The organism is Brucella sp. MAB-22 (genome assembly GCF_025908475.1).
GTDB classification, from domain to species: domain Bacteria; phylum Pseudomonadota; class Alphaproteobacteria; order Rhizobiales; family Rhizobiaceae; genus Brucella; species Brucella anthropi.
On sequence record NZ_CP109782.1, the window covers coordinates 2,636,855 to 2,661,122 of the forward strand.

Below are 24,268 nucleotides of genomic sequence, written 5' to 3' on the forward strand. Positions count from 1 at the left end.
GAGACCGGGCGGTTGACAAACTGCCCGGTCTTTCTTTTTGCGTGCAAGATGCTTCACGTGGATTCGCCGGAAGGGTATTGTGTAGGCGAATCAAGGTGTTTGAGCGGGTGTTTGCGTTGTGCGTTTTTTGCCGGTTGTGGCGGGAAGCGACAGGACGATTCATCCCCTAAATGCCACGCATCGGCTTGAAAATCGAAATCGATTTTTGGAAAGCACGATGCGTAGATTTAACAGATAGAGCGTCCTTTGTGCGCCCACAAAGGCGCACGGCGCTCTAAAACGGGCTGACCTTCGTGCACTGTGGCGGCGTGCGTATGGTCGGGCTTTGATGTGTATTGAAGTGTTTTAATACGGCCGGTCTGCCTTCGTGGCGGTTTTCATGGCCGGGTGGCGGAGAAAAGGACAACATGCCAGATTTCGGCGCAACGGGGATTTTGCGGAATGTTTCCGCAATCGTTACTGGCAGGCAATGGCTTCCTGCCGCCCATGTTGCAAAGCCGTTCGCATGGCTTGCTCCGAAAAAAGCCCTGATGAAGGCTTCCGTTTCTCTTTCGACGCTTTTTGCTGCTGTGCCCGCTTTCGCGCAAGGTACGGAATCGGCGCGTATCGCCCTGCCCTTCGGCGGCGGCAGTATCGGCGCTTTCGAGGTTATCCAGTTTTCCATGTTCCTAGGCGTGATGGGCGCAGCGCTACTTTCTGCGGGCTGGCTGATCCGCGAACGGTCGCGCGTTGCCGCAGAAAACAAGGAACTGCGTTCCAAATTCGCCGACCTCAATCTGGTCGCCCAGCGCAATGAAGCCCTGCTTAACCTCAAGGATCAGCGCATCGTGGTCTGGGATGGCCATAGCACGCGCGCTGAAGTCGTCGGACTGTTGCCAGACGATAGTGCGGCCCCGCAGGATCGCTCCACCTTTCTGGCATTTGGCCGCTGGTTGCGCCCGCAATCGGTCGTGGCGCTTGAGCGCGCCATTGGAATGCTACGCGAACAGGCACGGTCTTTCGATCTCACGGTTGAAACTGTCAACGGCACTCTGCTCGACGTGCGCGGACGCACATCGGGGGGCTTTGCTGTTGCCCGGTTCCTCAGCCTGCAGGGCGTGCAGGCGGAACGCGCGGCACTGCAGGCGCAGAACCGTGAATTTTCCGAGCGTATCGAGCTTTTCCGGCGTCTTCTCGACAGGATCGACCAGCCGGTATGGACCCGCGACGCCGGTGGTCGCGTCGAATGGGTCAACGCCGCCTATGCGCAGGCAGTCGATATGGCGGATGCGAGCCAGGTCATTTCAGAAGGGCGCGAGCTTTTCGGCGCGCAGGCACGCCAGCGACTGGAGCGTGATCGCTTTGTCGAGCCTGTCCTGCAGGAACAGCTGACGGCTGTGGTGCATGGTGATCGCCGTTTGTTCAACGTGACGGATGTGAGTGCTGAAACGGGTTCTGTCGGCCTCGGTTTCGACCAGACCGAAGTACAGGCGGTGCGGGAAGAACTGAACCGCACCATGAAGAGCCATGCCGAAACGCTCGACCAGCTTTCGACCGCTGTGGCGATTTTCGATCCCGAGATGAAGCTGCAATTCTTCAATCAGGCTTTTGCCAAACTCTGGTCGCTCGATACGGCTTGGCTGGAATCGCAGCCGAGCAATACGCTGATCCTCGACCGCCTGCGTTCGGAAGGTAAACTTCCAGAGCAGCCGGAATGGCGCAAATGGAAGGATTCGGTGCTTTCTGCCTATCGCGCAGTCGAGCCGCAGGAACATATGTGGCATCTGCCGGATACGCGGACGATGCGCGTCGTCGCCAATCCGCATCCGCAAGGCGGCGTGACCTGGTTCTTCGAGAACATGACCGAAAAGTTCGAACTTGAAGGCCGTTACAACACGCTCATCAAGGTACAGGGCGAAACGCTCGACCATCTGGCGGAAGCCGTGGCGGTGTTCGGTTCCGATGGCCGCATCCGGCTTTCCAACCCGTCCTTCGCCGATCTTTGGGCGCTGCCGATGCCGCTCATTGTCGAAGGCACGCATATTTCGTCGATTGCCAGGATTTGCGGCGAGCGCGGCGGCAACGGATTGTGGGATGATTTCGTCTCCACCGTCACTGGCTTTCTCGATACGCGTGACGGGCGCATGGGACAGGTGGAGCTGGACGACGGCACCATTCTTTCCTTCGCCGTGGTGCCGCTGCCGAAGGGCCAGACCATGCTGACCTTCATCGACGTCACCGACACCGTGCGCGTCGAACGGGCGCTCAAGGAAAAGAACGAGGCGCTGGAACTGGCCGACCAGATCAAGAACGATTTCGTCCAGCACGTTTCCTACGAACTGCGTTCGCCACTCACAAACATCATCGGCTTTACCGAGCTGTTGCAGACACCGGCTTTCGGGTCGCTCAACGAGCGCCAGATCGAATATCTCGACCATATCAGCACGTCGTCATCGGTCTTGCTGACCATCGTCAATGATATTCTTGATCTCGCAACGGTCGATGCAGGCATCATGGAATTGGAGGTCGGTGAGGTTTCCGTCGTGGAAGCGATTTCCGCTGCCGCCTCCCGTGTCGGCGAGCGTATGCGCGACCACGATATCGGGCTCGACATCGACATTGCCGACGACGTGGATGTATTCAAGGCCGATGCAAACCGCGTCCGTCAGGTACTTTTCAACCTCCTGTCCAACGCCACCAACTATGCGCCGGAAGGCTCCAGCATCCAGCTGCAGGTGGCGCGCGAGGGGTCGGAAGTGGTCTTTGCCGTCCACGATGACGGTCCCGGCATGCCCGGAGAAGTGCTCGACACGGTTTTCAAACGCTTCCAGTCCTATCCGAATGGCGGTCGCCGTCGTGGTGCCGGCCTCGGACTTGCCATCGTCAAGAGCTTTGTCGAGCTGCATGGCGGGTCGGTCGATATCGATACGGGTTCCGGTCGTGGAACAACGGTCATTTGCCGTTTTCCGTCGGAAACACGTAGCTTCCGCGTCGCTGCCGAATAAGGTAAAGGGTGCCCATGAGCGCCTCACAATCCAGTATCAGCTATTTCTTGCCCGACGAAGCTGCAACACAGCGTTTCGGCGAGGATTTCGCCCTCGCCCTGCAGAAGGGCGATCTTGTCACGCTTTCCGGCGATCTGGGGGCGGGAAAATCCTCGCTTGCCCGCGCTATCATCCGGGCAATTGCTGATGATGAAGGGCTGGACGTCCCAAGCCCGACTTTCACGCTGGTGCAAAGCTACGAGGCCCTGCGCATTGCTGTTGCCCATGCCGATCTTTACCGTATTTCACACGGTGAAGAACTGGATGAGCTGGGACTGCCGGAGTTTCTTGAGGATGGCGTGATTCTGGCCGAATGGCCGGAGCAGGGCGAGGGTTTCCTGCCTGAACCGTCTTTTGCCGTCACGCTGAGCCACGAAGGGGCAGGGCGACGTATTAGCGTGTCGGGACCAGTGGCCGCGATCCAGCGGCTGGAACGCAGCCATGCGATACGCGCATTTCTGGACCTCCATGGCCGTGCCGATGCAACGCGCCGCTATTTGCAGGGCGATGCGTCACCACGCAAATACGAGACGATCCGCACGGCTGCCCACGGCGTCGAGATTTTGATGAATGCGCCGCAGATGCCCTATGATCCGCCGCTGCGTGACGGAAAAACCTATCGGCAGATTGCGCATCTTGCGGAAAACATCCTTGCCTTTGCTGCCATTAATGGGCTTCTGGCAGGGCAGGACTTCCGTGTACCGCAAATGCGTGCCGCCAATCTCGATGCCGGGTTCCTTATTCTTGAGAACCTCGGAACCGAGGGCGTGCGGGCATCGTCCGGTGAACCTGTCGCCGAACGCTATGAGGCCGCCGGACGCTTTCTGGCGCATCTGCATGGTGTTTCCTGGCCAGGCCATGCACCTGTGGCGGGGCATCCCGACCACATCATCGCCGGTTTCGACCGTGATGCGATGATGATCGAGGTCAGCCTCATCGGCCAGTGGTACGCGCCGCGCATGATGGGAAGGCAACTTACAGACGCAGAAAAGCAAGCTTACGAAGCCGCATGGGACCACGTGATCGCCGACATTGCCGATGTTGAGAAGAGCCTGCTCTTGCGCGACTATCATTCGCCCAACCTGTTCTGGTTTCCAGAAGCGGAAGGCAAGGACAAGATCGGTGTCATCGATTTTCAGGATGCGATGATTGGACCGGCAGCCTATGACGTGGCTTCGCTGGCCCTCGATGCGCGTGTGACGATTTCGCCGGAGCTGGAACAGGCTGTGGTCGCAGCCTATTGCGATGAGCGTTGTGCGCTCGGACATGCGTTCGACGAAGCTTTGTTCCGCAAGGCCTATGCGGCCATGGGCGCACAGCGTAACGCCAAGCTGCTCGGTCTTTTCGTGCGGCTCGATGAGCGTGATGGTAAGCCGGATTATCTAAAACATCTGCCACGCATTCATGACTATCTCGGCCGTGTGCTGAAGCATTCGGTCATGGCGCCAGTGGCGGCGTGGTTTGAGGAATTGGGATTGATGCAGCAGGAAGAGGCCGCGCAATGAAAATGCCTGAAATGGTCCCGAAGACGGCTATGGTTCTTGCCGCCGGACTTGGCAAGCGCATGCGTCCCATCACCGAAACCATTCCTAAACCGCTGGTCAAGGTGGCGGGCAAGCCCTTGATCGACTGGGGGCTCGATGCGGCGGCGCAGGCAGGTATCGGCACGGCAATCGTCAATGTGCACTATTTAGCCGGCCAACTGGAAGCGCATCTTCGTGACCGCAACGATCTTGAGATCGTGATTTCGGACGAACGCGAAATGCTGCTCGATTCCGCTGGCGGCATCGTGAAGGCGCTGCCGATACTCGGAACAGAACCGTTTGTCATATTGAATGCCGACACATTCTGGGTAGGCGACGAGAAAGCTCCTAATCTGTTGGCGCTCGCTGACGCTTGGGATGCCGACCGAATGGATATTCTCCTGATGACGGCACGTCTCGATCAGGAAACGGGTTATGAAGGCAAGGGTGATTTCGTTGCCGACGAAAACGGGCATCTGCGCCGCGCACGGGACATCTCCGGCGAGCCGGTGATCTATGCGGGAGCAGGGATCATCCATCCTCGTATCTTCGCTGGCGCGGAGCCCGGTGTGTCCTCACTCAACCGCTATTTCGACGAAGCGATTGCAGCCGGTCGCCTTTATGGTATGCCAATGACCGGACATTGGCTGACCGTCGGAACGCCGGACGCGATCGGCGAGGCGGAGGCAGCGCTTACCGCATTTGCATGAGGAGGTAGAACGCATGAGCGCAAGACGGCCCAGAGATGGGAAACAGCGCCTGTTTTCAATTCCTCCCGGCACGCCGTTTCTGCCTGCCTTTGCCAAGGCGCTTCTGGAAGGGCGACTGGTCGAAGGTTTCCCCGGTAATCCATCCGATCCGCTGGCATTGGCCAATGCCACCATCTATGTGCCCACGCGTCGCGCAGCGCGCGCGTTGCGGTCCATTTTGGTCGATATGAATCCGGCTAAAGAATTTACAGAAAAAACGGGAACCGGTATTGCGTCCGGAAATGCGTCGCAAAAAAAGAGCGCTATTTTGCCGACAATAAAGCCGCTCGGCGATGTGGATGAAGATGCAGCTTTCTTCAATGCGGGCTCGTCGGGCGTCTTCGATATCAATCCACCGATCGGTACAGCGGAGCGGCTTCTGCTTCTGGCGCGATTGATCCGTCCTTGGCGGGAATCGCTGCCTTCGCATGTGCGCGCCCTTTTCGGTGTTGACGACGTTTCCGTTCCGGCAACGACTGCCGATGCGATCTGGCTCGCCCGCGATCTGGCAGGGCTGATGGATCAGGTCGAAACTGATGGGGCTAAATGGAGCGAGCTTGCTGGAATTGCTCCGGAAGACCTTGCCGACTGGTGGCAGGTCACGCTCGGCTTTCTCAACATCGTCACCAATCTGTGGCCGGATATTCTGGCGGAACGCAGGCTTTCGAATCCCGCTGCGCATCGCAACGATCTCATCTGGAGCGAAGTGAAGCGGCTGCGCGCCCATCCGCCTGCCGGACCGGTTATCGTTGCTGGTTCCACCGGTTCCATACCGGCGACGGCGGAACTGATTTCCGCCATTGCGGACTTGCCGAATGGCGCGGTGGTGCTGCCCGGGCTGGATCGCGATCTGGATGATGCAGCCTGGCAGATGCTGGCATCGGCAACCGATAATCCGTCGACCTTCGGTCATCCGCAATTCGGTTTGCGCAAGCTTCTCGATGCAATGCAGACATTGCGTGCGGATGTGGAACATCTGGACGATATGCCTGCCTCGAAACGCCTGCGCGAACGGGTGGTCAGTGAAGCGCTTCGTCCGGCGGAAACGACCGATGCGTGGGGACAGCTTGCACGCGATCCCGATATGCAGCCGACTGCGTTGCGGCAGGCGGCGCAGACTATTGACCTGATTGAAACCGCGAATGAGCGGGAAGAGGCGCTTACTGTGGCTCTCGTCTTGCGCGACGCGATCAATGATGAAGGTAAAACAGCCGCGCTTGTTACGGCAGACCGCAATCTGGCGCGGCGCGTGGTGGGTGAACTTGCCCGTTTCGGCATTGATGCCGACGATTCCGGCGGACGGCATCTGCGTGATGTCGAGACCACGACATTGCTACGGCTGCTGGTGGAGACCGTCTTCAACCCGGGCGACCCGGTTGCGTTGCTGGCGCTGGTCAAGCATCCGCTGCTGCGGCTGGAAGCTCCCCGCATCGAGCGACGCCTTGCTGCCGAAACCCTGGAACTCATCGCCTTTCGCGGTGGCACGGGCCGCGCATCCGTGCTCGATCTTCCTGCATTTTTCGACCGGCGGTTGGAGGAAAGTGCCGGCCAGCCATGGCAACCGGCATGGCACGACACGGTCACACCGGACATGATCGCCGCTGCCCGAAATCTTTGCGAAAGCCTATCGAACGCGATGGCACCATTGGTACCTTTCGTTATCGCTGGACGCAGGACCGAGATCGGTGAAATCGCGCGTGCTACGGTCGAAGCATTGGAAAATCTCGCTCGGAATGAAAAGGCCAGCATCGCTCCTTTCTATTCCGGTGAACGTGGCGAACAGCTTGCCACCTTTTTGCGTGGTCTGGTTTCGAGCGAAGCTGGGCTCGACTTTGAAGCGTCGGAATGGCCAGCCGTACTGGATGCCCTGATGGCGGGCGAGACGGTCAAGCCGCATCCGGGCGGTCATCCGCGCCTCTTCATCTGGGGTGCGCTTGAAGCACGCCTGCAAACCATGGATACGGTGGTGATCGGCGGCCTCAACGAGGGAAGCTGGCCTGCACGCACCCGCAACGACCCATTCATGTCACGTCCCATGAAGTCGATGATCGCGCTCGATCCGCCCGAACGCCGCACCGGCCTTGCCGCCCACGATTTCCAGATGGCGCTTGGCATGGATCATGTCGTGCTGACGCGCTCGCAGCGTTCCGACAATGCGCCCACCGTTCCTTCGCGCTGGCTGCAGCGGCTTGAAACGGTGCTGGGTGCGGATGCAACCGCCGAAATGCGCAAGCGCGGGGTTCGATTCATCCAGTGGTCGCGCGAAATCGATCGTGCCGAAGATGTGCCTTTCGTGAAAAGGCCACAGCCTGCGCCGCCGGTCCTTGCGCGCCCGAAGCATTTTTCGGTGACGGAAATCGAAACGTTGCGCCGCGATCCCTATGCGATCTTCGCCAAGAAGATATTGAAGCTGCGGCCGCTGGAGCCGTTGATCCGCGACCCGGCTGCAGCCGAACGCGGCACTTTGTTCCACGATATTCTGGGCCATTTTACGCAGGAGGCAATCGATCCGCTGGCTCCCGACGCTGCAGAGCGGTTGATGGAGTTGGGGTGCATCCTCTTTGCCGATATGGATCTGCCGACGGAAATAGAGGCCGTTTGGTGGCCGCGCTTCACCGCGCTCATTCCGCAGTTTCTGGCTTGGGAGCGCGAGCGCGCCTACAATGTCCAGACCCGCTTTGCGGAGATTTCATCCGATAAACGCGAGGTCGAAGGGCTTGGCATTACGCTTTCCGGTCGTGCTGACCGCATCGATCTGATGCGTGACGGGACAGCGGAAATCATCGATTACAAGACCGGATCGACACCATCGCCCAAACAGGCGCATGTGCTGCTGTCGCCGCAGCTGGCGCTGGAAGCCGCACTTCTGGTGCGCGGTGCGTTTCGGGAACTTGGCTCGGTCCGTGCATCCGATCTGACCTATGTGCGTCTCAAGGCGGGCGGCGAGGTGAAGCCGGAATCGATCCTCAAGATCGGACGACCGCCATCGGAAAAAACTGCACCGGCTCTTGGCGAGGAATCCTGGCAGCGGCTGGCGCAATTGCTCGTCGAATATCAAAAGCCGGAAAAAGGCTACCTGTCGCGCGCATTGCCGTTTCGCGAGACGGACCTGACAGGCGATTACGATCATCTGGCGCGAGTACTGGAATGGTCTGCCGGGGGCGATGCTGGCGGGGAGGGCGGTGAATGAAAAAGGCACCCATTATCCCCGAAGAAACGCTACGGGCACAGAGCAACGCGGCAAATCCGGCGGCTTCTGTCTGGGTGTCCGCCAATGCGGGTTCCGGCAAGACCCATGTTCTGACCGAACGTGTTATCCGCCTGCTGCTGGAGGGTACTGATCCTTCCAAGATTCTCTGCCTTACCTACACCAAGGCGGCTGCGGCGGTGATGCAGAACCGCGTGTTCATGCGGCTTTCAGAATGGGCTGTCCTGCCTGACGAAGAACTCGCCGAACGTCTGAAGTCGCTTGAAGGCCGCAGACCGAACGATGCTCGTCTTGCAGCAGCGCGACGGCTGTTCGCCCGTGCGCTCGAAACACCGGGCGGGCTTAAAATCCAGACCATCCACGCTTTCTGCGAAGCGATCCTGCACCAGTTCCCGCTTGAGGCGAACATTGCCGGTCATTTCGAGATGATGGATGATTTGATGCAGGCAGCCCTTGTCGGCGAAGCACGGCGCCAACTGCTCGAAACCGCGCATGGCGGCGGCGATATTGATCTCGCAGCGGCCTTTGCTGATGTTCTGCAGGCATCGGGCGAGATGGGGCTTCAATCGCTTCTGGATGAGGCCGTAAGCAGGCGCAATGGCCTGCAGACCTATATCGCCGAACTGGGCGTAGCGGCGCATCGCAGCGAAGCTCTGCACCGGGCTTTCCGCTTCGATCCGCAAACCAGCGAAGACGATCTCATCGCCGATCTCTGGCCGATACCGGAATTTTCCGACGATGCGCTCGAGCTCATCATGTCGATCCAGAAGGGTGCGTCGCGCGCGCAGGATTTTGCGCTGCAGCTCCGGCGTTTCGAAAAGGTGACGAGCCAGCGTGACCGCGAGGCCGTGTTGCGCGCCGCGTTTCTGAAAAGCACGGGCGAGCCGAAATCCGGTTCCTATGTCGGCTCGGCGGCGGTCAAGAAACTTCTGCCGGATTTCGAAGAGGATTTTGACGCGGCAGCCGCGCGTGTCGAACAGGGTCTTGATCGGCTGAAGGAATTGCGTCTGGTGCGGCTCAATCTGGCCGCGCTGACGCTGATCGACAATCTGCTGCAACGCTATCACGACCTGAAGCGTCAGCGCGGCCTGCTCGATTTCGAGGATCTCATTACCCGGACCGTGGCGCTGCTCGCCCGCAACGGGGCAGGGCAGTGGGTTCAGTACAAGCTCGATCGCGGCATCGACCATATTCTGGTCGACGAGGCGCAGGACACCAGCCCCGACCAGTGGCAGGTGATCCGAATGCTGTCGGAAGAGTTTTTCTCCGGCGTCGGCCAACGCAATATCAGCCGCACGCTCTTTGCAGTCGGCGATGAAAAACAGTCGATCTATTCGTTCCAGGGCGCGGTGCCGGAGGATTTCGCGGCGCAGGGTAGAGCAATTAACGTTAAAACTCGTAACGCTGATCTGACTTTCAACGAAGTACGTTTGAATTTTTCTTTCCGCTCCACCCCCGATGTACTCCAAGCCGTAGATGAAGTTTTTGGACGCCCGGAAGCCTATCGAGGTCTCGGAGAAGCAACCAGACATACCGCCATTCGCTCCGATGCGCCGGGCGAGGTGGAAATCTGGGATATGCTGACGCCTGAAGTGGTGGAAGAGCCGGACGACTGGCGCGAGCCGGTCGATCATCTGGCAGCACCTGCTGTCCGGCTGGCGGATCAGATCGCGGTTACCATTCGCCACTGGCTGGATCGCGGCGAACCTATTCCGGGCAAGAACCGGCGGATCATGCCGCGTGACATCATGGTTCTGGTACGAAAGCGCGACCAGTTCATGCCTGCTTTGTCGCGGGCGCTGAAAAACCTGTCCGTTCCGGTAGCAGGTGCAGACCGCCTGCGGCTCAACAGCCATATTGCCATTCAGGACCTGATGGCACTCGGTCGTTTCGTGCTTCAGCCTTCGGACGATCTTTCGCTGGCATCGGTATTGAAAAGCCCGTTATTCGGCTGGGATGACGACCGGCTGTTCGAGCTTGCCCATCCGCGCGGTTCAGGCCTCACATTGTTCGAGCGGCTTTATCAGGTCTCGCGCGGCGATGTTGCACTGGCCGAGGTGCACAAGACCTTGAGCCGCTGGCGCAATATGGCCGACACGATGCCGGTGTTCGAGTTCTATGCACGGATATTGAGCGCGGACGGTGCGCGGCGAAAACTTCTGGCGAGGTTGGGGCCGGAGGCGGGCGATATCATCGACGAATTCCAGAATTATGCGCTTTCAGCCGAGCGTGCCGGTCTGCCCGGCCTGCAAGCCTACCTTGAAACACTGGAAGCGGCATCGCCGGAAATCAAGCGTGAACTTGATCAGGGGCGCAATGAAGTGCGCATCATGACTGTCCATGCCGCCAAGGGGCTGGAAGGGGCGGTGGTGTTTCTCGTTGATCCGGGAAGTGCGGTCTGGACTGGCAGTCGTGCGCCAAAGCTCATTCCTTTTGACTTTTCGAATGATAGTCCGTCGGTGAAAGGCTATCTCTGGCAACCGAATGCCGGATACCAGACCGGCTTCACGACCGCTCAGATCGAGAAGCTGAAAACGCGGGCGGAGGAAGAATATCGCCGCCTGCTCTATGTCGGCATGACGCGCGCCGAAGACCGGCTCATCATCTGCGGCTATCGCGGCACGCGTGAAAGCGGCGAAACATGGCATCGCCTTGTCGAGGATGCGTTGGCCACCAAGGCCGAGACATTCGTGCACCCCGTGCTGAAAGTCGCCGCAAGGCGCTATCGCAACACACCGCGCGGAATGGTCGATATTGCTGAGCAGGATAGAACCGAAGATCATGCGCTGCCATCATTTCCAGATGAATATAGAGAGCCGATAAAGCCGGAAATCGGACTGCCGCGACCGCTGGCGCCGTCCGGCGCTTCTGCGCTGATCGAAGCGGATGAAGAACCGCCGCTGGATACGTTTTCGCCTGTTCTGGGGCCGGGCAATGGGACGCCAGCCTTTGCGTTGCGACGCGGCACGGCGATCCATATGCTGCTGCAATATCTGCCGGATGTCCCACAGGATGGGCGTGAAACGCTGGCACGCGACTATCTTGGGCGGATCGCTGCCGACTGGCCGGAAACGGAGCGCCAGATTGCCTGGCAAAGCGTCAGGACCATTCTGGACGATGCCACCTATGCACCGGTCTTTGCGGAAGGCTCGCGCGGGGAAGTTGCCATCATGGGCACGATCGAGCTTGGCGGGCGCGATCATGCCGTGTCCGGTCAGATCGACCGCATCAGTGTTGGCGAGGATCGTGTCCTGATCGTCGATTACAAGACCAATCGACCGCCACCGAAAACCATCGAGGCGGTTCCTTTCGCCTATCGGGCGCAGCTTGCGCTTTATCGCGAGTTGCTGGCTCCGCTCTATCCGGGGCGGATTGTCGAAACGGCGCTTCTGTTCACCGAAGGTCCGTTTTTGATGCCGCTGCCGGATGTGGTTCTGGACGAAGCGCTGCAGTCTCTGAAAGACTCTCAAGGAAAGGTGACGAACCAGAACTTGACGGATGGCAGCAGACGCGCCACATGATATAGCGAATGAAGAGCGGATCGTGTTGTGAGTCTGAAAAGATGTCTGCCGTTCTTGGTGAGAAAAGAGGATAGCCCTATGGCAACCGTTAAGGTCGATAACAGCAATTTTCAGTCGGACGTTCTTCAGTCGAGCGAGCCTGTCGTGGTGGATTTCTGGGCGGAATGGTGCGGTCCCTGCAAGATGATCGCGCCGGCTCTGGACGAAATCGCGACCGAAATGGCCGGTCAGGTCAAGATCGCCAAGGTTAATATCGATGAGAATCCAGAACTGGCAGCCCAGTTCGGCGTGCGTTCGATCCCGACGCTTCTGATGTTCAAGGACGGCGAACTCGCCGCCAATATGGTCGGCGCTGCTCCGAAGAGCCGTCTCGCCGACTGGATCAAGGCTTCTGCTGCATAAAGAACAGCATCATAAAAATGCAAAACCCGGCCTTCGAGCCGGGTTTTTGTTTGGAGCATTTCCAGCAAAAGTGTGAAGCGGTTTTTGCGCAGGATAATGCGACGAAATAAATACTTGGAGCGGTTCCAGCGACTCTGTTTTTACTGGAACCGCTCTAGAATTTGCCGTTAGGCGGGTGGTGTGCCGTTCTCTCTCAAAACTTCACCCGCAAGGTAAAGCGAACCGCCAATCAGGATACGCGGTGGCGCTTCATCCGGGGGCCACGTGCCACGCAGAAGTTTCAACGCGTTGGCAACCGAATGCACAGGCTCTGCCGACAGGTTGGCTTTCTGGGCCGCGACCGCCAGCTCATCATTGGGGATACCCGCATCGCTGGACGGAACAGGCACGGTGAAAACATGCCGTGCCATACCGGCAAAGGCTTCGAAATAGCCGACCGGGTCCTTGGTGTTGATCATGCCGGTGATGAGGAACAGCGGGCGTTCATTGCGTTCTTCCAGATCGCCGAGTGCCTCCGCGATGACTGCGCCGGCGCCCGGGTTATGACCGCCATCGAGCCAGATTTCGGAGGCTGCCGGGGCCATATCCACGAGCGCGCCATGGGTCAGGCGCTGCATGCGTGCTGGCCAGTCCACCACCATCAACGCTTTTTCGACGGCTTTGTCGGTCAGGCTGAAACCAGCCATCTGCACAGCCTCGATTGCCGCTGCGGCATTGGAAATCTGGTGGCGTCCGGGCAGGCGCGGCAATGGCAGGTCGATCAGACCGTCCTCGTTCTGGAACACCATGCGACCATGCTCCTCGAAAGCGAGGAAATCCTGCCCGTAAACCGAAACCGGACAGCCAAGCCGGTCGGCAGTCGAGACGAGAACTTCCCGCGCTGCATCGAAAGGCTGGAAACCGACAACAACCGGGCAATCCTTCTTGATGATACCGGCTTTCTCGGCGGCAATCAGCTCCACGCGGTCGCCAAGATAGGCCTGATGGTCGATGGAAACCGGCATGATGAGCGAGACGGCAGGCTCGGCAATGACATTGGTGGCGTCGAAACGTCCACCAAGGCCGACTTCCATAACGACGACATCCGCCGGATGCTCGGAAAAGAGTACGAAAGCCACAGCCGTCAGAATTTCGAAAACGGTGATGTGCTGGCCGCCATTGGCTGCCGCAACGCGCTCTATGGCGTCGGCCAGAACATCGTCGCTGACCAGCCTGCCGCCGCCGGGCGCCGCCAGACGGTAGCGCTCATGCCAGTGGACGAGGTGCGGCGAAGTATGGACGTGAACGTCGAAGCCGCCCGCTTCCAGAAGCGCGCGGCAGAAAGCCGTCGCCGATCCCTTGCCGTTGGTTCCGGCAATATGGGTGACCGGCGGCAATTTCAGATGCGGATTGCCGAGCTTTTCCAGAAGACCGCGGATGCGGTCTAATGAAAGATCGAAGCCTTTTGGATGCAACTGCATAAGCCGCTCGATTGCGGCGGCGGCTTTTTCTGTCACGATCAGGCTGCCTTGTCGGTTGCTTCCGTCTTTTCGTGTTCCGGCGCGTCGCTATTGCCCGGCTGCCTGGTCATGATCTTGAGAAGGCGCGCAATCGTGTCCTTCAGCTCGAGACGCGAGACGACCATGTCGACCATACCATGTTCCATGAGATAGTCGGCGCTCTGGAAGCCTTCCGGCAGCTTTTCACGGATCGTCTGTTCGATGACGCGCGGGCCGGCAAAGCCGATCAGTGCGCCGGGTTCGGCAATGTGGATATCGCCCAGCATGGCGTAGGAAGCCGTCACGCCGCCCGTAGTCGGATTGGTCAGAACGACGATATAGGGCAGGCCAGCTTCTTTCAGCATTTCCACAGCAACCGTGGTGCGCGGGAGCTGCATGAGCGACAGGATGCCCTCCTGCATGCGTGCACCACCCGAGGCGGCGAACAGAACCAGCGGACGCTTCAGCTCGATGGCCTTTTCAAAGCCTTGAATGATCGCTTCGCCGGCACCCATGCCGAGCGAACCGCCCATGAAGCCGAAATCCTGAACGGTGGCGACAATCGGCAGGCCGTCAATGGTGCCGAGGCCGTTGACGATAGCGTCATCCATGCCCGTGCGGGTGCGATAATCCTTGAGACGATCGATATATTTTTTCTCGTCGCGGAATTTCAGCGGATCGACCGGCACTTTGGGAGCTTCAAGCGTGGTGTATTCGCCATTGTCGAAGAAGAAACGCAGACGATCCTTCGCCTTGATGCGCATGTGATGACCCGAGGACGGGATCACAAACTGGTTGCTCTCAAGGTCTTTGTGAAACACCATTTCACCGGTCGACGGATCTTTGATCCAGAGGTTTTCCGGCATTTCACGACGGCCGAGCATCGAATTGATCTTCGGACGGACGTAGTTGGTGATCCAGTTCATGACGTTTGCTTCCGTTTCTTGTTCTTCGGCAAAGAGCTTCAGCCGCTTAGCACTTTTAAGATGTGCACTAAATGGACGATTTATTGGGCGGCTTCAAGGCGTGTGGCACGCACACTCTCCGCAAGGGCGTGGACAAGTCTGGTTGCAGCGGCGACAGGATCGCCCTTCGCTTTGCCGTTTTCGTCCAGTTCACCGGCAATCGCGTTGACAATCGCCGTGCCGACGACGACGCCATCGGCATGGGTGGCGATGGCTGCTGCCTGCTCCGGTGTCTTGACGCCGAAACCGACACAGATCGGCAGATCGGTGCTCTTCTTGATGTGACGCACAGCTTCACCGACCTTTGCCGTATCGGCAATGGCCGAACCGGTGATGCCGTTCATCGAGACGTAATAGACGAAGCCCGATGAATTATGCAGCACCTTCGGCAAGCGCTTGTCGTCCGTGGTTGGCGTGGTGAGGCGGATAAAATTGATACCCGCCTTCATGGCCGGAATGCAAAGCTCAGCATCCATTTCAGACGGAAGATCGACGACGATCAGCCCGTCCACGCCGGAAGCCTTGGCATCGGCCAGAAAGCGTTCCACGCCGTAAATATAGATCGGGTTATAATAGCCCATCATGACGATCGGGGTCGTGTTGTCTTCCTTGCGGAATTCTGCTGCCATGTGCAACGTCTTGGCAAGCGTCTGACCGGCGTTGAGGGCGCGCAGGCCAGCGGCCTGAATGGCGGGTCCGTCTGCCATCGGATCGGAGAAGGGCATACCGAGTTCGATCACGTCGGCACCAGCCTTTGGCAAGGCCTTCATCACCTTGAGCGAGGTTTCCAGATCGGGATCGCCACCCATGAAATAGGTAACGAGCGCCGGACGGCCGTCGGCCTTCAGTTCAGCGAATTTGGTGTCGATGCGAGTAGTCATACCGTGCCCCGTGGCAAAGTGCGTGCCAGATAGTCGGCAACGGGCTTGCCCGCCATTGCCGTTTCCATCCATGCACGCCGTTCAAAGTCTATAATTCCGAGTTCCCACACGCAGGCCATCAGCAGCGGCTGTGCGGGCATGAAGTCCACCTCGTCGCCGAGTTCCGACTGCCAGAGGATTTCCGTAGCGATGCCGCCCTCCAGCCACCAGTGCAGCAGCAGCCAGAGGCCCTCCTCGCCCTGATGAAGAACGGCGAAACCGACGCCCAGATGCGGCAATGCGGTGAGCTTTTCAGCGGCAGTTTCGATCTGTCTGCGGGCGAGGCCGACAGCAGCCTCCGCGACAGGATTGGTTGGATCGGCTTCAATGATGTTGAGCTTGATCGTCGCCGGACCGCACGTCGTCAGGCCGTCGAACCATGCGGCACGCGGCTTGTAGACGGAGATTTCGGCGACGTCATTACCCATGTCAGATGTCCATGCCGAGAAGCTTGCCGACCGTGTGGACATCCTTGTCGCCACGACCGGACAGATTGACGATCATGACCTGATCCTTGCCCATGGTCGGGGCCATTTTCACAGCCTGCGCGATGGCATGTGCGGATTCGAGGGCAGGGATGATGCCTTCGGTGCGGGTGCAAAGCTGAAATGCATCCAGCGCCTCATCATCGAGGATCGGCACATAATCGACGCGCCCGCTGTCTTTCAGCCATGAATGTTCAGGCCCGACGCCCGGATAGTCGAGACCGGCAGAAACGGAATGACCTTCGAGAATCTGACCGTCATCGTTCTGGAGGAGGTAGGTGCGGTTGCCATGCAGAACGCCGGGACGACCTGCGCTCATCGAAGCGCAATGTTCTTCACCGTCGAGACCGCGTCCGCCCGCTTCGACACCGACGATCTTCACCGAGGCGTCGTCAAGGAACGGATGGAACAGACCGATGGCATTGGAACCGCCGCCGACCGCTGCCACGATCACATCCGGCAGGCGTCCTTCCTGTTCCAGAATCTGTTGGCGCGCTTCGTTGCCAATCACCGACTGGAAGTCGCGCACCAGTTCCGGATAGGGATGCGGACCGGCAGCGGTGCCGATCAGGTAATAGGTGTCTTCGACATTCGTCACCCAGTCACGCAGGGCTTCGTTCATCGCATCCTTGAGCGTGCCGTTGCCTGCAGAAACCGGGATCACTTCGGCGCCAAGCAGCTTCATGCGGAACACATTCGGCTTCTGACGTTCGACGTCGGTTGCGCCCATATAGACCACGCAGGGCAGGCCGAAACGCGCGGCAACGGTGGCCGAAGCCACACCATGCTGTCCGGCGCCGGTCTCAGCGATGATACGGGTCTTGCCCATGCGCTTGGCAAGCAGAATCTGGCCGAGGCAATTGTTGATCTTGTGACTGCCGGTGTGATTGAGGTCTTCGCGCTTGAAGTAGATTTTCGCGCCGCCCAAATGCTTGGTCAGGCCTTCGGCATAATAGAGCTTGGAAGGACGACCTGCATAATAGGTGGAAAGCGCGTTCAGCTCCGCCTTGAACTCAGGGTCGTTCTTCGCCGTTTCATAGGCTTCCTGCAATTCAAGGATCAGCGGCATCAGCGTTTCGGCGACGAAGCGTCCGCCGAAAATACCGAACATGCCCTCTTCATCGGGGCCTGTCTTATAGGAATTGGGTGCAACCGGCTTGTTCAACGCTTCCGCTCCGTCAGTTCAGGCTGTCTACAGGGCATCGGCGCGCATCGGCGACAGCCCGGAAAAAATTCTCGATGAGACGCACATCCTTTTCGCCGGGCGCGCGCTCGACGCCGGACGATATATCGATGCCCGGCGCCTGGGTCTTGTGCAGCGCTTCGGCGATATTGTCCGCATTCAATCCACCGGAAAGCATGTAATCGATATCCGCGTCAAGCGCCGCCAGAAGTTCCCAGTCGAATGACACGCCATTGCCGCCGGGCAGCTCAGAGCCCCTTGGCGGTTTGGCATCGAACAGGAAACGGTCGGCTATGCCTTTATAGGCTGCAATCGCGGTAAGATCGCTGGCTTCGCGCACCGAAAAAGCCTTCATGACCGGCAGGCCATGACGCGCCTTGATGAAGGCCACGCGTTCCGGCGTCTCATGGCCGTGAAGCTGCAGAATATCTGGCTTCACGGTTTTCACGATATCATCCAGCGTTTCATCGTCCGCATCGACTGTAACGGCAACGACAAGCGCACGTCCCTTGACCGCATCGCGCAGGCCTGCCGCTGCCTGCGGGGTTATATGGCGCGGGCTTTTTGGAAAGAAGATGAAACCGATATGCGTCGCACCGCCGTCGAGAGCGGCGGCAACAGCATCGGGGGTTTTAAGCCCGCATATCTTGATATCGAGAACCATGGTTTTCCGTCGCATAAATCCGGGGTCTACTCAAGTTATTCCGTCCATTGTCGACCTATTCGGAGATCGGATGGCCGTCAAAACCCTGTGCGATCAGAAAATCATACGCCTCCATGACCTCAAGGGGAACAGCCTGCGCGATCTGATAGCCCCTGGCGGGATATTCCAGAATGCGTTGAAGATCGCCGGTCATCTCGCTGATAAGCATTTCGACCGGATGATCTGCCGTTGGCTGGTCCTCGAAGGATACGAGCGGCGCGGTGATGCTTGCGCGTGCTTCCGGCCATTGCCGGGCCACGGTCGCCAGAACGCGGCGCTGGGTCTGCGGCTTGGTCACAAGGATGGTGCTGATTGCACCGGGTGCAAGCCGTTCGCGACTGAACCTTATATTTTCGCCGATATTGGTGGCATTGGGTTCGATGGTGATCGCTTCTTCAGGCACGCCGCGCCTGATTGCGATTTCAGCAAAAGCTTCTGCTTCACTTGCCTTGTAGAGCCTGTCCGTCCAGTGACCACTTTTGCCGGTGAATACCAGCCACGTCGCCATGCCGGCCAGAAACAGATCGGCTGCCCTCTCGGCAACGCGTGGATCGTAGCTGCCAAGCCCGATAATGACATCGGCGGTTTCCAGCGGATCATAGATGCAGTGATAATCCCACAGCACCTTGGCGGCGGTCAGTATGGATGCGGTCATGTGAAGTCGATAGCCTGTAATGCGCTGCCGTTGCGCTTCAGCCAAGCCTTGCAGCGCTCCGTATCGGGGCAAAGCTCATGGCAGAGTTTCCAGAATTTCGGCCCATGGTTCATCTCGATGAGATGGGCCACCTCATGGGCAACGAGATAATTGATCACCGGGGCAGGGGCCATGCCGATGCGCCAGGAGAAGGAAAGCACACCGTCGGAGGTGCAGGAACCCCAGCGGCTCTTCGTATCCTTGAAGCGCACTGCCTTGGCCTTGCGGCCGACAGCTGCGGTGTGACGGACGACAAGCGCCTCGATCTCGCGCTTCACTTCGCGCTTGATGTGATCGGCAACGCGGCGCGGCAGATGTGCCGGATCGCCATGGACGAGCAGAATATTGCCTTCGAGAAGCTGTGTGGTGCCGCGCCCGGGCTGGTGCACGATCTTGTGTGGCACGCCACGCAAGGGGATTTTGATACCGGCGCGCACGCCTGGCTGGTCGGGCAGTTTTGCAATGCGGCTTTCGATCCAGCCTTCATGGCGGTTGAGGAAGCTCAGCACCTCGCGCTCGGGAAGGCCGGGCGGAACCGTAATGCGCAGTCCCCTGCCGCCTGCTTCGATACGCAGGGTCAGTCGTTTGGCACGCGGATTCTCGAAAACACGTAAGGGAAGTTCGCGTCCGGCGACCGCATGGATACGTTCGCTGCGAACGGTTGTCGTTCCAGCGGATGCCCCTTTACCGCTGATTTGCCGAAGAAAGGATAAGCCCATCGCTTAAGAATAAGCGATTCGCTTAAAAAGCCAGAAAAAATTGCTATTTTGACCGAAACGGCGCAGCCAAACCGCGCCGTTTCGAGAGATTTCAGGGTGTTATACCTTATCAAAGATCGGTGATGTCGTCCTTGCCGCCTTTCGCGCGCGGGGCAGGCGTCTTCTTCGAGGCCGCACGGCGTTCAGCCATGAAGCGGTCGAATTCTTCCTTGTCGCGAGCGCGGCGAAGTTCTGCAGCGTAGGCCTCGAATTCGGCGCGTGCTTCCTCAAGCTTGCGGCGTTCTTCGGCCAGTCGTTCCAGCTCGGCGCGGCGCCAGTCGTCAAAAGCCTCGTTGCCGGTGGTGCTACCGAAGTTGAAGCTTTCGCCCTTGCGGCAGTTGCGGAACGATCCGAACATGGAATCGGTCTTCTCGTTCACGCCACGCTTGAATCCTTCGAGGCGGTCGCCCCAGAGGATATAGGCCAGCATGGCAAGGCCAAGCGGCCAGAACAGGATAAAGCCGAGCACCATCAGCGCAATCGTGGCTGGCGTCCATGCCGGGCGGATCAATGCAGTATTGGTCATGGTCTGCTCCGTCGAAAAGCGCATGCCATTCAACCGTTCGACATCGTCCGGCAACATGCGCAAAACCAAGGCCTGCCAGCCCGCCCTGTGCGGGCATTTTGTTCTGGCGGCTTGACTTCGACGTGGTGAAAAGATTGCGGCTTTTCAAGAATGCAACTTGCGGATTCAGGCCACGCTTCTGCTAACCAATGTGATTAATTCGAAATTTTTTTGCGAAAATGTTCGAGAAAAGTGACGGCAAGCCCGGCGATCAGTGCCCAGAAGGCAGAGCCGACGCCGAAAAAAGCCATACCGGAGGCCGTCACGGCAAAAGTTATGGTCGCCGCAAGACGCTCATGTTCATCCCTCAGCGCCAATGACATGGCGTTGATGAACGGGCCTGTCAGGGCAAGCCCGGCAACAAGTGCGATGAGCGTTACCGGCAATACGGCAAAGATCGCGACCAATGACGCCCCGAAGAGGGCAAACACCACATAGATCGCCGCATAGACCGGACCGGTAAGCCAGCGTTTCGTGTGATCGGGATGTGCATCGGGATTGGTGCAGAGTGCCGCCGAAATCGCGGCAAGATTGGTGGTAGAGGCGCCAAAAGGAGCCGTCAGCAGTGAAAACAGGCCGGTTACGCGCAGGCAGGCGCTGGTTGGCGGCTCATAGCCTGAAGCACGCAGTACGGCGAAACCCGGCAGGTTCTGCGAGGCCATGGTCACCAGATAAAGCGGGATCGCGATGCCGATCATCGCACCCATGTGGAACTCTGGCCATATGAGGGTCAGCGTGGAGATTTCAGGCGCGGGCAGGGCTGGTGAGCGCCCCGTGAGCAATGCGGAGATCATCCCGATCACCAGAACGGCAATGACGGCGAGCGACGGGTTGAACAGGCGGATAATAAAGAACAGCGCCACCAGCGGCAGGACGAAAACCGGATCGCCAGGCACAGTCTTGGCGGCGGCAATGACGAAACTCAGCAGCACACCTGCAAGCATACCTGATGCGACGGATGCGGGAATGCGGGAAACAAGCACCGACAATTGGCGGATCAGTCCGGTGGCGACCAGTGCGAGTGCCGTCACGATGAATGCGCCAACCGCTTCCGGCATGGTGAAACCAGCACTGGCGCCGATCAGCGCCAGCCCCGGTGTAGACCAGGCCGCGATGATCGGCATCTTGTAGCGAATGCTGAGCCAGGCGGATGAGGCGGCAATCGCAAGGCAAATCGCCGTCACCCAGCTTGCAGTTTCGGCCTGTGTGGCGCCCAGCACCTGCGCTGCGGCAATGATGAGTGCCAGCGTGCCGCCGAAACCGACAATGGCCGCAACCGCTGAGGAAGCGAAAACCGAAAACCGCATGATTTCGCTCCGTTATGATTTTTCGCCGATGCGTTCCGCCAGACCGGATACGGTGCGGATCAGAAGATCGAGATCCTGCGGTCGCGACAGGCGATGATCCCCGTCGCGCACCAGTGTCAGGGTCACGTCATCGACGGGCAGGTGTTCCACCAGCGTCAGCGCATGCTTGTAGGGAACATCGGGGTCCTGCATGCCTTGCAGGATATGAACCGGACAGCCGGTCTCGATAATACCCTTGAGAACCAGGTTCTTCCGTCCGTCCTCGATCAGCGCACGGGTATAGACATAAGGATTGGGCGAATATTCGGAGGGTTCTTCAAAATAGCCCTTTTCCTGAAGGTCGTTTTTCTGCGCGTCGGAAAGTGTTGGCTCCACAAGTACAGCCGTAAAATCCGGAGCAGGTGCGATCAGGACGATCCCGGCAGGCGGGTTCCCTTCCTTCTTGAGCTCCTGCGCCATGCGCAGCGCGATCCAGCCACCCATTGATGAGCCAACCAGAATCTGCGGTCCTTTGGCAAATTTGCGATAAACGGCGAGGCTTTCGTTCAGCCAGCGCGAGATGGTGCCTTGATTGAAATCGCCGCCGGATTCGCCGTGGCCGGAATAATCGAGCCTGAGTGAGCTGTGCCCGGTCTCAGCCGCCCATTCATCGAGGACGACCGCCTTGGTGCCCAGCATGTCGGAACGATAGCCGCCGAGCCAGACCACACCGGGAGATTTGCTTCCGGCTCTGTAACGCAGGGCGATTTTCGCTCCGTCCACGTCGATGAATTCCGGCCCCGCAACGCTCATGACAAATCTCCTCATTTTCCGGGAGTGTTTTTGCATGTTCGCAAAAGAGAGAAAACCCGCATGTGGGGCGAGGCCCTTGAAATGACGGCAAATGTGACCGATATGCCGCTTGTCCGCCGCGAAATGACAACAAAAAGAACGTTTATCACGCGGGGGTGATTTTTCCTGTCAAAGATGCTATTGACTTCGCCGCCCGCTTGACGACATTTCCGCGATCAACTGCGGTTTGATTGGGGATATGCCGTCTGGCAGCGAGTATCCGACCGCATGAGACGTAACAATTCAGGAGATAACGACCATTCGCCGACCCTTCAGAGCGACGCCGGTTCAGAAAGACGGACCGCGCTCCAACCGTGATATCCGGGTTCCCCGGGTTCAGCTTATCGATGCCGAAGGCCAGAACCACGGTGATGTTTCCATTCAGGAAGCTATCGCCATGGCTGAAGAAGCAGGTCTCGATCTCGTCGAGATCGTGCCGAACGCAGAGCCTCCGGTTTGCAAGATCGTCGACCTCGGCAAGCTGAAGTATCAGAATCAGAAAAAGGCCGCCGAAGCGCGCAAGAAGCAGAAAACGGTTGAAATCAAGGAAATCAAGATGCGACCGAACATCGACACCCATGACTATGAGGTGAAGATGAAGGCTGCTCTGCGTTTCTTTGAGGAAGGCGACAAGGTCAAGGTTACCTTGCGTTTCCGTGGACGTGAAATGGCGCACCAGGAACTTGGCATGAAGCTTTTGCAGCGCGTCAAGGAAGACACTGTCGAAATCGCCAAGGTTGAGTCCGAGCCGAAGCTTGAAGGCCGTCAGATGATGATGGTTCTCGCTCCGCGCTGAGCATTTCGAAATGCCTTGGAAAAGCCGCCTTCGGGCGGCTTTTCTTTTGGCCAGACAAATTGGATCATGGAATCGCAATGAAGACTTTGGGCGAATTGGGTAAATATCAGCAGCGTCGGCGTCTTGCGATCGGCGCCGTCGTGGTGCTTCTGGTCGTGGCGCTGCTTTTTGTCAGCTCGCAATCGACCGGCCATTTTCATGAATATATCGAGGCGTTCGGCCTCAGTCTGATCGTCGCGGCCATCATCGGACGCATGTGGTGCACGCTCTATATCGGCGGGCGCAAGAGCGCGGAAATCGTGCAGAGCGGACCGTATTCGGTCACGCGCAATCCACTTTACGTCTTCAGCAGCATCGGCGCGATGGGTATCGGCGCGCAGACCGGCAGCATCATCATTGCGATCGCCTTCGGCGTGCTTTGCTATCTCGCTTTCTCGGTTGTCATCCGGACGGAAGAGAAATTTCTCAAGCAGAATTTCGGCAAGCCTTATGAAGCCTATTGTGCGAGCGTTCCGCGTTTCTTTCCGAAGTTTTCGCTGTTTCGTGACGACAAGGAACTGATCGTCCGGCCTGACCGGATTTATCGCACTTTTCAGGACGGCCTGGTGTTCTTCGTGGCCTATCCGTTTTTCGAGTTCGTGGAATATCTGCAGGACATTCACGTCCTGCCAGTACTTCTGCGGCTTTATTGACGTTCCGGTTGCGATTCAACCCGATTTGGGCCAATTCGGGCATTGCGTTTTGCGGTCTTTGAGCCTATAAGGCCGCGTTCGAACCGCCCGGCAGGGCATGCCGTGGCGGTTTCGTATGCTTTTCGGGCTTGGTCAGTCCGGAAGTAAAACTAGGTTCCCATCCGCATCAGGCATGACCGGACGCCACGCAAGAGGCGTCGAGTGTCGAAGGCACGAGGGGGATCGCAAAGAAGGAGTAGCAAAATGCCCAAGATGAAGACCAAATCGGCCGCCAAGAAGCGGTTCAAGATCACCGGCACCGGCAAAATCAAAGCCGCAGCTGCTGGTAAGCGTCATGGCATGATCAAGCGTTCGAACAAGTTCATTCGCGATGCACGCGGCACCATGGTTCTCGCCGATGCCGATGCAAAGATCGTGAAGCAGTTCCTGCCGAACGGCCTCTAAGATTAGTCTGAGAAGGAGATC

General features: G+C 58.6%; 20 protein-coding genes. 9 read left to right on the forward strand and 11 right to left on the reverse strand.

Going from position 1 to position 24,268, the window contains the following annotated elements; translation table 11 throughout:
* Positions 1-530: 530 nt before the first annotated feature.
* The 6 genes from OHI65_RS22280 (at position 531) to trxA (ending at position 12,426) form a co-directional block, all read left to right on the forward strand.
* Positions 531-2,984, forward strand: a complete 2,454-nt coding sequence (locus OHI65_RS22280; protein WP_235824405.1) for a PAS-domain containing protein — start codon at positions 531-533, stop codon at positions 2,982-2,984.
* Between the two features lie 14 nt (positions 2,985-2,998).
* Complete coding sequence (gene tsaE, locus OHI65_RS22285; protein WP_125300429.1) at positions 2,999-4,528, forward strand: tRNA (adenosine(37)-N6)-threonylcarbamoyltransferase complex ATPase subunit type 1 TsaE; 1,530 nt, start codon at positions 2,999-3,001, stop codon at positions 4,526-4,528.
* Positions 4,525-5,256, forward strand: a complete 732-nt coding sequence (locus OHI65_RS22290; RefSeq protein ID WP_012091047.1) for a nucleotidyltransferase family protein — start codon at positions 4,525-4,527, stop codon at positions 5,254-5,256. Before tsaE ends, OHI65_RS22290 begins: the two co-directional genes overlap by 4 nt.
* 13 nt (positions 5,257-5,269) lie before the next feature.
* Entirely contained in the window at positions 5,270-8,485 is a 3,216-nt protein-coding gene (gene addB, locus OHI65_RS22295; RefSeq protein WP_125300430.1) for a double-strand break repair protein AddB, read from the forward strand.
* A complete protein-coding gene (addA, locus tag OHI65_RS22300; protein WP_125300431.1) occupies positions 8,482-12,024 on the forward strand; it encodes a double-strand break repair helicase AddA in 3,543 nt (1,180 codons plus the stop codon). The genes addB and addA overlap by 4 nt, the downstream gene beginning before the upstream one ends.
* Before the next feature lie 78 nt (positions 12,025-12,102).
* The gene (gene trxA, locus OHI65_RS22305; RefSeq protein WP_006473274.1) at positions 12,103-12,426 is read left to right on the forward strand and encodes a thioredoxin; all 324 of its coding nucleotides are present in this window, start codon (positions 12,103-12,105) and stop codon (positions 12,424-12,426) included.
* Between the two features lie 167 nt (positions 12,427-12,593).
* Here the strand turns inward: trxA and OHI65_RS22310 are convergent, their stop codons facing one another.
* From OHI65_RS22310 to OHI65_RS22360, 11 genes are all read right to left on the reverse strand, one after another.
* Positions 12,594-13,886: a bifunctional folylpolyglutamate synthase/dihydrofolate synthase gene (locus OHI65_RS22310; RefSeq protein ID WP_185757979.1), complete on the reverse strand. Its 1,293-nt coding sequence runs from the start codon at positions 13,884-13,886 to the stop codon at positions 12,594-12,596.
* Positions 13,887-13,924: 38 nt separating this feature from the next.
* Entirely contained in the window at positions 13,925-14,830 is a 906-nt protein-coding gene (gene accD, locus OHI65_RS22315; RefSeq protein WP_012091042.1) for an acetyl-CoA carboxylase, carboxyltransferase subunit beta, read from the reverse strand.
* A gap of 80 nt (positions 14,831-14,910) precedes the next feature.
* A complete protein-coding gene (trpA, locus tag OHI65_RS22320) occupies positions 14,911-15,750 on the reverse strand; it encodes a tryptophan synthase subunit alpha (RefSeq protein ID WP_125300433.1) in 840 nt (279 codons plus the stop codon).
* The gene (locus tag OHI65_RS22325) at positions 15,747-16,217 is read right to left on the reverse strand and encodes a hypothetical protein (RefSeq protein WP_125300580.1); all 471 of its coding nucleotides are present in this window, start codon (positions 16,215-16,217) and stop codon (positions 15,747-15,749) included. The genes trpA and OHI65_RS22325 overlap by 4 nt, the downstream gene beginning before the upstream one ends.
* A 1-nt stretch (position 16,218) precedes the next feature.
* The gene (gene trpB, locus OHI65_RS22330; protein ID WP_010657692.1) at positions 16,219-17,439 is read right to left on the reverse strand and encodes a tryptophan synthase subunit beta; all 1,221 of its coding nucleotides are present in this window, start codon (positions 17,437-17,439) and stop codon (positions 16,219-16,221) included.
* A gap of 13 nt (positions 17,440-17,452) precedes the next feature.
* Positions 17,453-18,121: a phosphoribosylanthranilate isomerase gene (locus OHI65_RS22335; RefSeq protein WP_125300434.1), complete on the reverse strand. Its 669-nt coding sequence runs from the start codon at positions 18,119-18,121 to the stop codon at positions 17,453-17,455.
* A gap of 55 nt (positions 18,122-18,176) precedes the next feature.
* Positions 18,177-18,815 (reverse strand): YdcF family protein, encoded by a 639-nt coding sequence (locus OHI65_RS22340; RefSeq protein WP_125300435.1) that lies wholly within the window; start codon positions 18,813-18,815, stop codon positions 18,177-18,179.
* Complete coding sequence (locus tag OHI65_RS22345; RefSeq protein WP_125300436.1) at positions 18,812-19,573, reverse strand: M48 family metallopeptidase; 762 nt, start codon at positions 19,571-19,573, stop codon at positions 18,812-18,814. The genes OHI65_RS22340 and OHI65_RS22345 overlap by 4 nt, the downstream gene beginning before the upstream one ends.
* 109 nt (positions 19,574-19,682) lie before the next feature.
* A complete protein-coding gene (locus OHI65_RS22350) occupies positions 19,683-20,138 on the reverse strand; it encodes a DUF2852 domain-containing protein (RefSeq protein ID WP_010657696.1) in 456 nt (151 codons plus the stop codon).
* A gap of 194 nt (positions 20,139-20,332) precedes the next feature.
* Positions 20,333-21,484 (reverse strand): benzoate/H(+) symporter BenE family transporter, encoded by a 1,152-nt coding sequence (locus OHI65_RS22355; RefSeq protein WP_125300437.1) that lies wholly within the window; start codon positions 21,482-21,484, stop codon positions 20,333-20,335.
* A 12-nt stretch (positions 21,485-21,496) separates the two neighbouring features.
* Positions 21,497-22,276 (reverse strand): alpha/beta hydrolase, encoded by a 780-nt coding sequence (locus OHI65_RS22360; protein WP_012091036.1) that lies wholly within the window; start codon positions 22,274-22,276, stop codon positions 21,497-21,499.
* Positions 22,277-22,574: 298 nt separating this feature from the next.
* Between OHI65_RS22360 and infC the strand changes: the two genes are divergently transcribed.
* From infC to rpmI, 3 genes are all read left to right on the forward strand, one after another.
* Complete coding sequence (infC, locus tag OHI65_RS22365; RefSeq protein WP_012091035.1) at positions 22,575-23,111, forward strand: translation initiation factor IF-3; 537 nt, start codon at positions 22,575-22,577, stop codon at positions 23,109-23,111.
* 77 nt (positions 23,112-23,188) lie between these two features.
* The gene (locus OHI65_RS22370; protein ID WP_010657701.1) at positions 23,189-23,803 is read left to right on the forward strand and encodes a methyltransferase family protein; all 615 of its coding nucleotides are present in this window, start codon (positions 23,189-23,191) and stop codon (positions 23,801-23,803) included.
* 243 nt (positions 23,804-24,046) lie between these two features.
* Positions 24,047-24,247 (forward strand): 50S ribosomal protein L35, encoded by a 201-nt coding sequence (gene rpmI / locus OHI65_RS22375; protein WP_006473268.1) that lies wholly within the window; start codon positions 24,047-24,049, stop codon positions 24,245-24,247.
* Positions 24,248-24,268 lie beyond the last annotated feature (21 nt).